The organism is Sphingomonas sp. 67-41, from assembly GCF_001899725.1.
In the GTDB taxonomy this organism is placed as follows: domain Bacteria; phylum Pseudomonadota; class Alphaproteobacteria; order Sphingomonadales; family Sphingomonadaceae; genus Sphingomonas; species Sphingomonas leidyi.
Window position 1 is genome coordinate 85959 of sequence record NZ_MKWJ01000032.1, and the last position, 13977, is coordinate 99935.

Below are 13977 nucleotides of genomic sequence, written 5' to 3' on the forward strand. Positions count from 1 at the left end.
TCATTCCTAGGGCGGCTCAGGGCCGCTTTTCTGACTTGTCGGTATCGTTGTGCTGGGGCTGGTTGCCCGTGGTGAAGCGCACCACCGGGCCGTCCGATGCCGGGTTCGTCGGCGGCGCGATCGGCTTGACGCGCTGGCGCTCGGTCTCGCGGCTGTCCTCGCCATTGCCGATGGGCCCGACCAGATCGGCGGAGAGCACCGGCTTGGGCTGCACCAGCTTGGGCAGCTCGAAGACCCCCGGCTTGCTCACTCCCGGCGCCGCCGGTGTCCGCGGGGCGCCGATCGCCGCCGCCTGTTCGAGGATGCTCAGCTCGCGGCAATCGGTGACTTCGTCGGCGGTCCTGGCGTAGCAGACCGGCGTCGCCTCGCAGGCGGTGGTGTCGCGCCGCTGGCTGCCGCTCGAGATCATCACCCGGCAGTTGCGCAGCTTGCCGTCCGCGCCCTTGTCGAACAGCATCGTCGTGCGCCCGAAGGTCGCGCGCACGACGATGTTGGCCTCGTCTTCCGCGGGCGGGGCGACGGCCCGGGTGGCGGGCACGTCCTGGGCAAGGAGAAGGAGCGCGGCGGAGAGGATCACGGCCTGGCCTTCTCCGCCTCTGGCCTTTCTTCGGGGGGCAACTGGTCCGGCATGCGCCGGAACACGGCATCGATCTCGGCGAGCGTGTGATCGACTGTCGCTTCGCGGTCCGCAGCAGCTACCTTCGCGTCACCCTGGATCAGTCGCAGCCCGAGCCGGCGCGCCTTTGCGCGACTGGGTGCGCAATGCTCCAGCGTCTGGTCGACGACCTTGCGCATGCCATCGGCGAGCTGGGGCCCGGCTTTCCGGCTGATCCCCTGCATCGTCGGGCCGAGGCAACCGAGATAGGTCTCGATCGCCGGTGCCAGCGATTCCGGGGCGGAGAAGCCCGCCTCGACCGTTTGCTGCCCGCCCGCCTGAGCGGGCACGCCCTGCATCAAGAGCAACGCAAGGAGCATCAGCCGACGCTCCCCTCCAGCGAGATCCCCAGCAGCTTCTGCGCCTCGACCGCGAATTCCATCGGCAGCTGCTGCAGCACTTCCTTGGCGAAGCCGTTGACGATCAGCGCCACCGCCGCTTCCTGGTCGAGCCCGCGCTGCATCGCGTAGAACATCTGGTCCTCGCTGATCTTCGAAGTGGTCGCCTCGTGCTCGATCTGGGCCGAGGGGTTCTTCACTTCGATATAGGGCACCGTGTGCGCGCCGCACTGGTCGCCCAGCAACAGGCTGTCGCACTGAGTGAAGTTGCGGACATTCTCCGCCGCCGCGTTCACCAGCACGCGGCCCCGGTAGGTGTTGTTCGACTTGCCGGCCGAGATGCCCTTGGAGACGATCGTCGAGCGGGTGTTCCTGCCGATGTGCAGCATCTTGGTGCCGGTATCGGCCTGCTGGCGGCCATTGGTGACCGCAACCGAATAGAATTCGCCCACCGAGCCGTCGCCCTGCAGGATGCACGACGGATATTTCCAGGTGATCGCGCTGCCGGTCTCGACCTGGGTCCAGCTCACCTTCGAGTTCCTGCCGGCGCACAGCGCGCGCTTGGTGACGAAGTTGAAGATGCCGCCGACGCCGTTCTCGTCGCCCGGATACCAGTTCTGCACCGTCGAATATTTGATCTCGGCATCGTCGAGCGCGACCAGCTCGACCACGGCGGCATGGAGCTGGTTCTCGTCGCGCATCGGGGCGGTGCAGCCCTCGAGATACGAGACGTACGCGCCCTTGTCGGCGACGATCAGCGTGCGCTCGAACTGGCCGGTATTCTCGGCGTTGATCCGGAAATAGGTGCTGAGCTCCATCGGGCAGCGCACGCCTTCGGGCACATAGACGAAGGTGCCGTCGGAGAAGACCGCGCTGTTCAGCGCCGAATAGAAATTGTCGCGCACCGGCACGACCTTGCCGAGCCACTTCTTCACCAGCTCGGGATATTCGCGGATCGCCTCGCTGATCGACAGGAAGATCACCCCCGCCGCCTTCAGCTCCTCGCGGAAGGTGGTCGCGACCGAGACGCTGTCGAACACCGCGTCGACCGCCACCTTGCGCGCGCCCTCCACGCCGGCGAGCACCTTCTGCTCCTCGATCGGGATGCCGAGCTTCTCATAGGTGCGCCGGATCTCGGGGTCGAGATCGTCGAGCGAGTTGATCGTCTTCTTCTGCTTGGGCTCGGCGTAATAATACGCGTCCTGATAGTCGATGTGCGGGATCGACAGCTTCGCCCATTCGGGCAGCGTCATCTCCTGCCACATCCGGAACGCCTTCAGGCGCCAGTCGAGCATCCATTCGGGCTCGCCCTTCTTGGCCGAGATGTAGCGGACGGTGTCCTCGTTCAGCCCCTTGGGCGCGAACTCCTGCTCGACGTCGGAGGCGAAGCCCCATTCATATTTCTTGTTGGCGGCCGCCAGTGCTTCCGCGTTCTTCGTAGCCATGCTTACACCTGCTCCCCGGCCAGTGCCGGGGTCCGGATAGGATCTGCCGGATGCTGCGCCCCGGCCTCGGCCGGCACGCTGGAAAGTTGGGCGAGGGAAATGCCCGCGAGCGCGCCCTTTACAGCACCGTTCACGACATTCCAGTGCGGCTTTACCTTGCAGCTGTCCTGCACGCAGCAATCCTGCTTGCCGGCATCGACGCAGCTGGTGAGCGCGATCGGGCCTTCGACGGCCTCGACGATGTCGGCCAGCGTGATCGCCGCGGGCGGCCGCGCCAGGCGGAAACCGCCGCCGGTGCCGCGCGCACTCTCGATCAGGCCGGCGGCGGAAAGCTTGCTAACCAGCTTCTGGACCGTGGGCAGCGGCAGCGCGGTCTCCTCGGCGAGCTGCGTCGCGTTGAGCCGGCACGACCCGCCGCAATGGCGCGCCGCGGCGGACATCATCACGACCGCATAGTCGGCAAGGCTCGAAAGACGCACGCACTTCCCTTGCTGGTCCTTACGCGCAACGGCGCGGCGGACTCAATCGGACAAAAACGTTCCGATTGCGCAAATGGGCTCAGCGACGCCGAAGGTCAACCGATTCGGGGAGCACATCCGGCAGGAAGTGGAAGGTTTCGTTGTCGAGCGTCACCGCCAGCACCGGATCGATGCCCGCGCGCAACGATGTCGGGGTGTGGCCGGTGAAGTGCCGAATCTCGTTGATCAGGTGCGACTGGTCCGAGAAAGGCTCGACCACATCGTCCACCGAAGCGCCCTGATAGATGCGCATGGCGGCGCCGATCGCGCGGAACTTGCGCTTCAGATGCGCGGGCGAGCCGGCGAAATAGTCCTTGCACAGCCGCTGCACCTGGCGCTCGCCGATGTTCGAGCTCCGGCGGATGCGCGCATAGAGATCGTCGATCGTTGGATCCGTGGTCGCCGCCCATTCGCGCACCGCGCGCAGGAAGGCCAGATGCGCCGGCGGCACCGGCTTCACTTCGTGCTGGCGCATCTTGAGCAGCGGCTCGATCGCGCCGATCATCTCCTCCAGCGTCTCCATCTTGTGGAGCCGATGCCAGAGCAGCCCGGCCTGCTCGCAGAACAGCTTTTCGCCATCGACGATATGATCGGCCACCTTGTGCGCCGGCAAGTCGATCAGCGCCTTCCAGCCGATCGCGCGCAGCGACACGCCGAAGCAGTGGAAGGGCCCGCGGATCTTGTAGGTCGCGGCCGCGGTGCCGGGGCCGTTGACCATCACCCGCCGGGTCTTCTCGACATGGCCGTCGGGGAAATGGACCTCGCCCTCGCCCTTGATGACGAAGCGGAGCTGGCCGAGATCGACGCGCTCGATCCCCTCGATGTCTTCCGCATCGTGCCGGTAGAGATAATAGGACTCGACGTGCGGGAGCAGCGCGCCTTCCGCCTTGCGGAATTCGATCTGCGGCCGCGGATCGCGGTCATTTTCGGCGGCCGGTTGGGCCGGTTTCATCCTGGTTGCGCCCCGCATTTGTACCCTGTCGATCCGAGACTCTTCCCTTCCCGGATTCCTTATTTTCTGAGGCAAATATACCGCGCGGTCACGGAATAGAAAAGTGGCCCGGTCAGCCGAAGCCAGACCGGGCCAAAAGGAAAGGGTTCCCCCATTGAGCGGAAACCCCTCGGGTCGCAGTTTCCACCTAGCCGAGCCCGGCGCGGCGGTATTGGAAGGAATCGACATACGCAGCTTTACGGAGAGGAAAAGCGGTGCGAAGGCCTCCCGCCATGGCCTATCCGCTCCGTTCCGCGCTGTTCGCGCTCGATGCCGAAAGGGCGCACCGCGCCGCCATCCGCGCGCTCGCGCTATGGGGATCGCTCGGTACCGTTTTCAGATCCGAAATGGTGGAATCACCGGTCCAATTGGGAGGATTGACCTTTCCCAATCGAATCGGGCTGGCCGCCGGCCTGGACAAGGATGCCGAGGCGATTCCGGGCCTGTTCGCGCTGGGCTTCGGCGCGGTCGAGGTGGGCACGCTCACGCCCCGGCCCCAGGGCGGCAATCCCCGCCCCCGCCTGTTCCGCCTCCCCGAGGACGAGGCAGTGATCAACCGCATGGGATTCAACAATGGCGGGATCGACGCGGCGCTGGCGCGCATCGCCGGGCTGGGGCCGCGCAAGGGCATGCTCGGAATCAATGTCGGGGCGAACAAGGACAGCGCGGATCGTGTCGCCGATTATGCCCTGGGGGTGGGCAAGGCAGCCGCGCATGCCGATTACGTCACCATCAACGTCAGTTCGCCCAACACGCCGGGCCTGCGCGACCTCCAGTCGCGCCCGGCGCTCGACGAGCTGCTTGCCGCCAGCCATGCGGCGCGTGGGCGAACGCCCCTGTTCCTGAAGATCGCGCCCGATCTCGATCGCGCCGGGCTGGAAGGGGCGATCCGGGCAGCGCTCGACAACGGGATCGACGCACTGATCGTGTCCAACACCACCATCGCGCGCCCGCCGCTCCGCTCCGCCCATGCGGGCGAAGCCGGCGGCCTGTCCGGCAAGCCGCTCGCCCCGCTCGCGCGCCAGAAGCTGGCCGAGGCGGCGGAGATCGCCGCGGGCGCGCTGCCGCTGATCTCGGCGGGCGGGATCGACGGCCCGGACGAAGCGAAGCGCCGCATCGACGCCGGTGCCACGCTCGTCCAGCTCTATTCGGCGCTGGTGTTCAAGGGGCCGGGCCTGCCCCGCGCCATCGCCCGGGCGCTCGCCTAGCTACGGGTCCTAGCCCGCAAGCTTCCGGAGCCGCAGCGCGAGCGCGACATAGGCCGCGCCACCCAGGATCGCGAGCCAGGCGATCAGCCAGACGAGGCCGATGGCGCCCGCAACCGGCCAGGCGAGGATCGCCACGCCGAAGCCGATCGAGACCAGCCCGGCAAGGATCAGGAAGATCTCGCCCTCGATCTCCTTGCGCAGCGCGATCGCGCCCGCCGCCTCCATCACGCCGGTGACGATCGCCCAGGCGGCGATCAGCAGCAGCAGCACCTGCACGGTGATGCCCGGCCACACGATGGTCAGCAGGCCCGCGGCGATCCCGGCCAGCCCGGTGAGCGCCAGCCACCAGCGCGGCGTATCGCCGCCACGCATGCCCGACAGCGCCGCGGCCAGCGCAAAGGCGCCATCGACCAGCGCATAGGCGCCCCACACCAGCGCCAGGGTGAGCAGCGCCACGCCCGGCCACAACAGCGCGAGGATCCCAAAGGCGATGCCGACGATGCCGCGCAGCAGGAACAGCCACCAGCGCTTGCCGAGCGCGCGCAGCAGCGAGGGGGAAGTCGCAAATGTCGAGCCGTCGGTCATGCTAGCCCTCCTTCGGTAGCGCCGCCCGTCCGGCATGGGCGGGCATGCAGCGCGTCGACCTGCGCCAGATTGCGCCTGGTTATACCCTTGCGCAATCATCCGATCCTTCGCCGCCCGACGTAGCGTCTTTGCGCTCCGGCCAAAGCCCGCTACGGCTTGCCGGATGAAGAAGCTGTTCCTGCTGCTCGCCCTTCTCGCCGCTCCCGCCGCGGCTTCCGCCCAGGGGGTGGTCAGCGCGGCCGATCCTCGCGCCGCCGCCGCGGGCACCGAGATCCTCAATGCCGGCGGCAGCGCCACCGACGCGGCGATCGCGACGATGCTCGCGCTGAACGTGGTCGAGCCGCAGAGCGCCGGCATCGGCGGCGGCGCCTTCTTCCTCCAATATGACGTGAAGACCGGCAAGATCGCCACGGTCGACGGGCGCGAGGCGGCGCCGATGGCCGCGAACGACCATTGGTTCTACGGCCCGGACGGCCAGCCGCTCAGCCATATGGCCGCCGTGCCGGGCGGGCGCAGCGTCGGCGTGCCGGGCACGCTGCGCGCCATGGCCAAGGCGCATGCCCGCGCCGGCAAGCTGCCCTGGGCCCGGCTGTTCGATCCGGCGATCCGGCTGGCGCGTGAGGGCTTCGACGTCTCGCCCCGGCTCGCCAACGCGCTGCGCAACTATGCGCCGCACGTCGATGCCGGCGTCCGCGCGATCTATTACCACGCCGACGGCACGCCGCTGGCGGCCGGCGCGCGCGCGACCAATCCGCAACAGGCCGCGCTGCTCGAGCGCGTGGCGAAGTTCGGCCCCGACAGCTTCTATGTCGGCCCGCAGGCGGAGAAGCTGATCGCGACGGTGAACGGCTCGGCGCGCAACCCCTCGAAGATGACCGTCGGCGACCTTGCCGCCTATGACGCCAAGGAGCGGCCGGTGCTGTGCAGCACGTATCGCGCCTACAAGATCTGCTCGATGGGCCCGCCCTCGTCGGGCGGCGTCACCGTGATGATGATCCTCGCCCAGCTCGAGCGTTTCGACATGGCGAAGCTCGGCAAGGACAATCCGGTCGCCTGGCACCTGTTCGCCGAAAGCTCGCGCCTCGCCTATGCCGATCGCGACCTCTATGTCGGCGATCCCGACTATGTGCAGGTGCCGATCGCCGGCCTGCTCGACCGCGCATATCTCGCCGGCCGCTCGGCGCTGATCAGCCCGGGCGGCACCATGGCCGAAGTGAAGGCTGGCACGCCTCCCGGCGCGCCGAAGCGCATCGCGGTCAAGCCGCAGGAAGTGCCGGGCACCACCTCGCTCTCGGTGGTCGACAAGGCCGGCAACGTCGCCCAGGTGACCACCACGATCGAAGGCGCGTTCGGCTCGGGCCTGTCGGTGGACGGGGTGATGCTCAACAACGAGCTCACCGATTTCGACATCGTGCCGGAGAAGGACGGCTATCTGGTCGCCAATCGCGTCGAGGGCGGCAAGCGGCCGCGCAGCTCGATGGCGCCGACGATCGTCTATGGCCCGGACGGCAAGGTCCGCATCGCGATCGGCGCGGCCGGCGGCTCGACGATCATCGCCCAGGTGGCCAAGGCGCTGATCGGCGTGATCGACTGGAAGCTTTCGGCCCAGGACGCGATCGGCCTCGGCCTGCTCTATGCGCCCGGCAAGATGGCGGTCGCCGAGAAGGGCACCCAGCTCGATGCGATGGTCCCGGCGCTCCAGGCGCTGGGCGAGAAGGTCCAGTCCGCCCCGCTCGGGCTCAAGATGAACGCGGTCGAGCGGGTCGGGGCCCGCTGGACCGGCGGTGCCGATCCGCGCAGCGAAGGCGTCGTGATGGACCAACAGGGCCACATGACCGTTATCCATCGCGTGGGCGCGCAGCCGAACCGGCCGTCGGAATAGAAACGTCGGGGGAAGGCGGGACGTCCCGGAAAAGGGGGCGCCCGCAATGGGGAGAGGGAATGCGTAGGCTCGAACGGTTCGACAACCTGGTCCAGATGTTCTTCGCGCGGGCGAAGGAAAAGGGCGATGCGCCCTTCCTCTGGCACAAGGACGAAGGCAAGTGGCGGCCGACCAGCTGGGCCGAAGCGGCCCGCCAGGTGGCGAGCCTGGCCGCGGCGCTGACCGCGCTCGGCCTGAAGCGCGGCGACCGAGTGATGCTCGTCTCGGAGAACCGCCCGGAATTCTGCATCAGCGACCTGGCGATCATGGCCGCGGGCTGTGTGACCGTGCCCACCTACACCACCAACACCGAGCGCGATCACCAGCACATCATCGAGAATTCGGGCGCCTGCGCGATCATCGTCTCGAACACCAAGCTGGCAAAGGCGCTGCTTCCCGCCGCGATCCGCGCTTCCTCGGCCCGGATGGTGATCGGCATGGAGGAGTTGCGCGTCGCCCAGCAGGGCAGCCTGGAGTTCCATGACTGGCGCGGGCTGATCGCCAGGCACGACACCGATCCGCGCGGCCTTTCCTGCACGTTCCGCCGCGAGGACCTGGCCTGCATCATCTACACCAGCGGCACGGGCGGAAGCCCCCGCGGCGTGATGCAGCATCACGGCGCGATCCTGCACAATGTCGAGGCGTGCTGCGCGCTGATCAGCGAGGATTTCGGCTGGGACGACGAGGTGTTCCTCTCGTTCCTGCCGCTCAGCCACGCCTATGAGCATACCGGCGGCCAGCATTTCCCGATCGGGCTCGGCGCGCAGATCTATTATTCCGAAGGGCTGGAGAAGCTCGCCTCGAACATCGAGGAAGTACGCCCGACCATCATGGTCGTCGTGCCGCGCCTGTTCGAGGTGCTGCGCACCCGCATCGTCAAGCAAGTGGAGAAGCAGGGCAATTTCGCCAATTTCCTGCTCGACAAGGCCGTCGCGATCGGCGGGCGCAAGGCGGCCGGCACCGGGCGCCTGTCCGACCTGCCGATGAACCTGTTCCTCGGCGCCACCCTGAAGCCGAAGCTCTCGAAGAAGTTCGGCGGACGGATCAAGGCGATGGTCTCGGGCGGCGCGCCGCTCAATCCCGAGGTCGGCATCTTCTTCCAGAGCCTCGGCCTCACGTTCCTCCAGGGCTATGGCCAGACCGAGGCGGCGCCGGTGATCTCGTGCAACCGCCCCAAGGCCGGGCTCAAGATGGACACGGTCGGTCCGCCGCTCGAAGGGGTGGAGGTGCGCATCGCCGACGATGGCGAGATATTGGTGCGCGGCGAGCTCGTGATGCACGGCTATTGGCGCAACGAGGAAGAGACCAAGCGCGTCCTGCGCGACGGCTGGCTCTATACCGGCGATATCGGCCATATCGACGACAAGGGCCGGATCAAGATCACCGACCGCAAGAAGGACATCATCGTCAACGACAAGGGCGACAATGTCGCGCCGCAGAAGGTGGAGGGCATGCTCACGCTGCAGCCCGAGATCGTCCAGGCGATGATCGCCGGCGACAAGAAGCCCTATATGTCCGCGGTGATCGTCCCCGATCCGGAATGGACCGCCGAATGGTGCGCCCGGACCGCCACCAAATGCGACTTCAGGGAACTGGCCCATGATCCCGACTACAAGGCGGCGCTGGGCGCCGCGGTGGAGCGCGTGAACAAGGACCTCTCGGTGATCGAGCGCGTCCGAAAATTCCTGGTCGCCGACGAGCCCTTCACGATCGAGAACGAGCAGCTGACGCCCAGCCTCAAGATCCGCCGGCACATATTGAAGGCGGTCTATGGCGAGCGGCTCGACGGGTTGTACCGGTAGGGAACCCACCGCCGAGGCTTCGCCCTCCCCCTTCCCCGTCATCCCGCAAAGGCGGGGATGGCGAAGTGTGGCGGAACGGTGCGGGCAAACAAAAAGGCCGGGGCTTCCACCCCGGCCTTTTCCATTTCCCGTGACGCGAGGGCCCAAGCCTCACTTCTTCTCCGGCACCACCTTGAGCGTCCAGTCCTTGTCCGGGCGGAGATACTTCATCGCCAGCCCCTGCACGTCCTGCGGCGTCACCCGCGAATAGTCGGCGGCCAGCGTCTCGACGGCGGCGATCCGCGCGGGATCATAGGTGCCGCCCTCGACCAGGCGCATCCAGAACATGTTGCCCGAGGACATGCGCAGAATCTGCTGCTTCAGCGGCGTGAGCGCACGGTTGAGCTCGTCCGCGTCGATCGGCTTGGCAACCAGATCGGCGGCGATCTTGCGCGACAGCTCGAAGAAGAAGTCGACCTTGTCGGGCGGCACCATGCCGAGCGCCATGATCTTGCCGCCCGCCGGCAAACCCTGCGGCCACTGGCTGGCCACCTGGGGCGAATAGCTCACGCCCGCCTGGCTGCGCAGCTGGTCGAGCAGCCGGTCGCGGAACACCGCGGCGAGCACCTCGAGCTTGCGGCTCTCGGTGATGCCGCCATTCTCGGTGCCGCCGCCGGTCGGCCAGGCGATCACCGCCGCGGCCTGGTTGGGCTGGCCCTTGTGGAACAGCGTCACCGGCGTGGCGACGTGCGCGGGGAATTCCACCGGCGCGAGCGGCGCCTTGCTCGCCACGCGCGGCTTCAACGCACCGAAGGTAGCGGCCACGGCCTTCACCGTCGCCTCGGCATCCATGTCGCCGAACACTTCGACTTCGATCGGCCCGGTCGCCAGCAGCGGCTCCCAGAACCTGCGGAAGCTCTCCGGCGTGGTCTCGCGGATCGTCGCCTCGGGCGGCACGCCCCAGCGCGGATCGCCATTGTGGAGCAGCCGCTCCAGATCGCGATTCAGAACCGCGTCGGGCGAGGCCGAGAGGCCGGCATAGCCCGACAGGATGCCCGCCTTGGCGCGCAACACCGGATTGGGATCCCAGCCCGGTGCGGCAAGCTTGGTCGCCAGCAGCTTGAGCTGGTCGGGCAGGTCGTCCTTGGTCGTCTGGCCCTTCAGGACAAAGGCATCGTCGTCGACGTCGAAATCGGCACCGATCTGGCGGCGGCCGGTCAAGGCGTCGAGCTCTTCCTGGCCATATTTGCCGATGCCGCTGGCCATAAGCGCCGGATCGCCGGCCCAGGCCGGGGTCTGGCCCTTGTTCGGCAGGCCCGAGAGCCCGCGGCCGAAGCGCACATTGACATAGACCTTGCCGGTCTCCGACGGGTCCTGGCGGATCAGCAGCGTGACGCCATTCGCGAATGCGAGCTTCTCGATGCCGGTGCCCGGCAGGATCTGCTCGCGGCTCGCCACCTTGCCGGGCACGCCGAGCTTGGGCAGCGCCGCAAAGCTGACATTGCCGACCAGCTTGCGCTTGCCGCTCGCCGCGACATTGGCCTCGAGCGCGGAGGTCACCTTGGTGGTGATCGCCGGATCGGGCGCATGCAGGTTGACGATCGCGCGGGTCGCGGTGCCTTCGAACACCTTCTTCGACGACGCCAGCACCGTGGCCGGCGTGAACATCTTGCCGTCCACCGCACCCTTGAAGATCGCGTAGGAGAATTCGGGCGTCGTCACCGTCTCGTTGATGTCGACCGCCTCGGCCAGGTCGTCGGCCAGCTTGGCCCCCGCCTCGACCGGCGCGGTGTTGATCCGCTGCTTCATCGACGATTCGATCTCGGCGACCTCGCGGTCGATCTCGGCCTGGCTCGGCGGCGCGGCCTGGGCGTCGGCGATCACCGCGCGCACGTCGCGCAGCGCCGCTTCCCAGTCGTCGCCCACCGGCAGCACCTGCACGGTGGTGATGTTCGCCGATCGGCCGATGTCGCTCAGGTCGGCCCCGGCGGCGATGAAAGTGCCGCCCGAGCGGGCCCGGGTCTCCAGCCGGCGATTGATGATGCGGATCGCGACCAGGTCGATCATCCGCTTCTGGTTGAAGATCACCGTATCGCCGTCGACCGTCCAGGGGCGCACGATCGCCATGGTGGTGAGCACCGGCAGTGCCGGCTCGACGATGCTGGCGGCAACGGGGGTGCCCTCGACCGGCTTGCCGAAATCGGGCGTCGGCACGGCCGGGCCGGTACCCTTCCAGTCCGAGAAATGCTTGACGATCATCTGCTCGAGCAGCGCCGGATCGACGTCGCCGATCGCAATGACAGTGGCGCGCTCGGGGCGATACCAGCGCTCGTGGAACGCCTGCACGCTTGCCGGCGTCGCGGCGACGAGCGTGTCTACCGTGCCGATCGGCTCGCGCTGCGACAGCGGCTGGCCGGCGAACATCAGGTCGAGCATCGCATCCTGCAGCCGCACCTGCGGCCCCGGCTGCTCGCGCTGTTCGGCGAGCACCACCGGCCGCTCCGAATCGAGGATCTGCTGCGTGATCTGCGGGCCCGACATCATGCCCGCCAGAATCTTGAAGCTCTCGTCCAGCCCCGCAGGGGACGCCATCGGCAGGTCGAGCTTGTAGGTGGTGGCGGTGAACGTGGTGCTCGCGTTCGAATCGGAGCCGAAGGTCACGCCCAGGCGCTGCCAGACGCGCTTCGATTCGCCGTCGGGCACGTGCACCGAGCCGCGGAAGGAAAGATGCTCGAGCAGGTGCGCGAAGCCCCGCTCGCTGTCGCGCTCCATCAGCGAGCCGACATCCATGCGCACGCGGACCGATACCTGGCCCGGCGGCACGCCATTCTTGCGCACGGCATAGCGTACACCGTTGGGAAGCCGCCCGAATTTCCACGCGTCGTCATGGACGAGATCGCTCTTCTCATAGAGCCAGGGATCCTTGGCGGTCTGGACCGGACGCCCCACCGTCTGCGTATCGGATACGTTCGGGGGATTGGTCGAAACCTGGGCCTGGGCCGGCAGGACCGGCGCGAGCGCGGCGAAAGCGAGGAGCGCGAGAGGCGCACGCAGGAAGAAATGCATAGACCGTCCATCTAGGGGCGAAGCGCCGGGCATGCCAGCGCGAACCTTTCCGCCAGATGTACGCGCGGGACACGAAGCGGCCCTTGTACGCCGCAGCGGGGCCATGTTTTCGACCCATCCACAGGCTAATCCAAGCGGTGCGGGCGAGTCCCGCAGTCGAAAAGGCAGCGTAACCAGCAAGGTCAGGTGCAGTGAAGGTCGAGCCGAGCGCGCGGGGCAGCGCAATGTGGCGGGACGCGGGCGAAGTCGAAGCCGCCGCAGCACGGGAAATGATTCCCGGCCTCACGGTCGTGTCGGACGCCAGCATGGCCGATGCGCCGCTACGCGCCGATAGCGATCGGCCTTTCCTGATCAAATATGGCAAGCATCTGCGCGGGGTCTTCGACCAGTTCATCGCCCGCTTTTCGCTCGTCTCGAACAGCCCGGTGCTCGACGTGCGCGACTTCGCCTGGACCGAGGCGCTGCGCGCCAACTGGCAGGCGATCCGCGCCGAGGCGATCGCCGCCGCGCTCTCGCCGAATCTCGCGCCTTCGCTCTCCGTCATCTCGCCCGATCACCGCGCCATCGCGCCGGTGAACAAGTGGCGAAGCTATTTCCTCTATGGCTATGGCTATCTCGTGCCGGAGAATCTCGATCGCTGCCCGGTGACCACCCGGCTGGTCGAGTCGATCCCCGGCCTCAACAGCGCCTTCTTCTCGATCCTCGCGCCGGGCACGCACATCCCGGCGCATCGCGGCGTCACCAAGGGGCTGATCACCTGCCATCTCGGCCTGATCGTGCCGCGCGACGGCGACGTGCGCATGCGCGTCGGCGATCGCATCCTGCGCTGGGCGGAGGGCGAGACGCTGGTGTTCGACGACACCTATGATCATGAGGTGTGGAACGACACGAGCGGCACCCGCGTGGTTCTGCTCGTCCAGTTCCGCCGGCCGCTCCGCCAGCCGGGCCGGTGGTTCGTCGACAGGTTCCTGGCCTGGATCCGCGGCTCGGCGTTCGTGCAGGAGGCGCGGGCGAACGTGAACCGCTGGAACGCGGCGATGCAGGCGCTCGACGATTGATTTGCGCGCGCCGCGGGCCCACATGGCGCACACGAAGGAGCTGCCGCCAAATGGCTACCAACCGCGCCAAGGCCTGGACCGAATTCCGCCGGATGATCACCTGGATCGCGCTGGCGGGCGTGCTGATGGTCGCGGGCGCCCTCTGGTATCTCTCGCTCTACGACGCGCTCTATCCCTCGGCCGTCCTCGCCACGATCGGCGGCGTGTTCCTTTCCACGCTGCTCGGCTGCGGCCTGTTCGCCGCCGCCTTCTTCAGCGACAAGAGCGGCCACGACCAGAGCGTGACCGAGGCAACCACGCACGACGAGCAGCAGGACTGAAGCCCGCCTCCTCCCCGGCTCCCGCCTCCGATACGAAGGCGGGATCCAGGGCCGTAGGAGCGATGACAGGCAGGAACCACGCCGGCGGAAA

The 13977-nt window shown here is 67.7% G+C and carries 12 protein-coding genes; 5 read left to right on the top strand and 7 right to left on the bottom strand.

Features of this window, described 5'->3' with window-relative positions; genetic code table 11:
- Window positions 1-16: 16 nt before the first annotated feature.
- From BGP17_RS22575 to BGP17_RS22595, 5 genes are all read right to left on the bottom strand, one after another.
- Entirely contained in the window at window positions 17-577 is a 561-nt protein-coding gene (locus BGP17_RS22575) for a hypothetical protein (protein ID WP_286713704.1), read from the bottom strand.
- Window positions 574-975 (bottom strand): hypothetical protein, encoded by a 402-nt coding sequence (locus BGP17_RS22580; RefSeq protein ID WP_286713705.1) that lies wholly within the window; start codon window positions 973-975, stop codon window positions 574-576. Before BGP17_RS22580 ends, BGP17_RS22575 begins: the two co-directional genes overlap by 4 nt.
- Window positions 975-2438: a Fe-S cluster assembly protein SufB gene (sufB, locus tag BGP17_RS22585; RefSeq protein WP_167301344.1), complete on the bottom strand. Its 1464-nt coding sequence runs from the start codon at window positions 2436-2438 to the stop codon at window positions 975-977. Before sufB ends, BGP17_RS22580 begins: the two co-directional genes overlap by 1 nt.
- Before the next feature lie 2 nt (window positions 2439-2440).
- Window positions 2441-2917, bottom strand: a complete 477-nt coding sequence (locus tag BGP17_RS22590; RefSeq protein WP_286713706.1) for an SUF system Fe-S cluster assembly regulator — start codon at window positions 2915-2917, stop codon at window positions 2441-2443.
- A gap of 79 nt (window positions 2918-2996) precedes the next feature.
- Window positions 2997-3908 (bottom strand): DUF6597 domain-containing transcriptional factor, encoded by a 912-nt coding sequence (locus BGP17_RS22595; RefSeq protein WP_167301342.1) that lies wholly within the window; start codon window positions 3906-3908, stop codon window positions 2997-2999.
- Window positions 3909-4180: 272 nt separating this feature from the next.
- On the opposite strand from BGP17_RS22595, the gene BGP17_RS22600 reads away from it, so the two are divergent.
- Window positions 4181-5155 (top strand): quinone-dependent dihydroorotate dehydrogenase, encoded by a 975-nt coding sequence (locus tag BGP17_RS22600; RefSeq protein ID WP_286713708.1) that lies wholly within the window; start codon window positions 4181-4183, stop codon window positions 5153-5155.
- A 9-nt stretch (window positions 5156-5164) separates the two neighbouring features.
- Here the strand turns inward: BGP17_RS22600 and BGP17_RS22605 are convergent, their stop codons facing one another.
- Window positions 5165-5740: an HdeD family acid-resistance protein gene (locus BGP17_RS22605; protein ID WP_286713710.1), complete on the bottom strand. Its 576-nt coding sequence runs from the start codon at window positions 5738-5740 to the stop codon at window positions 5165-5167.
- 163 nt (window positions 5741-5903) lie between these two features.
- Here BGP17_RS22605 and ggt point away from each other — a divergent pair, with 163 nt between their 5' ends.
- A complete protein-coding gene (gene ggt / locus BGP17_RS22610; protein ID WP_286713711.1) occupies window positions 5904-7622 on the top strand; it encodes a gamma-glutamyltransferase in 1719 nt (572 codons plus the stop codon).
- A 59-nt stretch (window positions 7623-7681) separates the two neighbouring features.
- Complete coding sequence (locus BGP17_RS22615; protein ID WP_286713712.1) at window positions 7682-9463, top strand: AMP-dependent synthetase/ligase; 1782 nt, start codon at window positions 7682-7684, stop codon at window positions 9461-9463.
- Window positions 9464-9613: 150 nt separating this feature from the next.
- On the opposite strand, the gene BGP17_RS22620 is transcribed toward BGP17_RS22615, so the two are convergent.
- Window positions 9614-12508 (bottom strand): M16 family metallopeptidase, encoded by a 2895-nt coding sequence (locus BGP17_RS22620; protein ID WP_286713713.1) that lies wholly within the window; start codon window positions 12506-12508, stop codon window positions 9614-9616.
- Window positions 12509-12699: 191 nt separating this feature from the next.
- Here BGP17_RS22620 and BGP17_RS22625 point away from each other — a divergent pair, with 191 nt between their 5' ends.
- Window positions 12700-13566, top strand: coding sequence for an aspartyl/asparaginyl beta-hydroxylase domain-containing protein (locus BGP17_RS22625; protein ID WP_286713715.1), 867 nt, complete (start codon window positions 12700-12702; stop codon window positions 13564-13566).
- Window positions 13567-13616: 50 nt separating this feature from the next.
- Window positions 13617-13886 carry a hypothetical protein gene (locus BGP17_RS22630; protein ID WP_286713717.1) on the top strand — a complete coding sequence of 90 codons (270 nt, stop codon included), beginning with the start codon at window positions 13617-13619 and terminating at the stop codon, window positions 13884-13886.
- The last annotated feature ends 91 nt before the right edge of the window (window positions 13887-13977 follow it).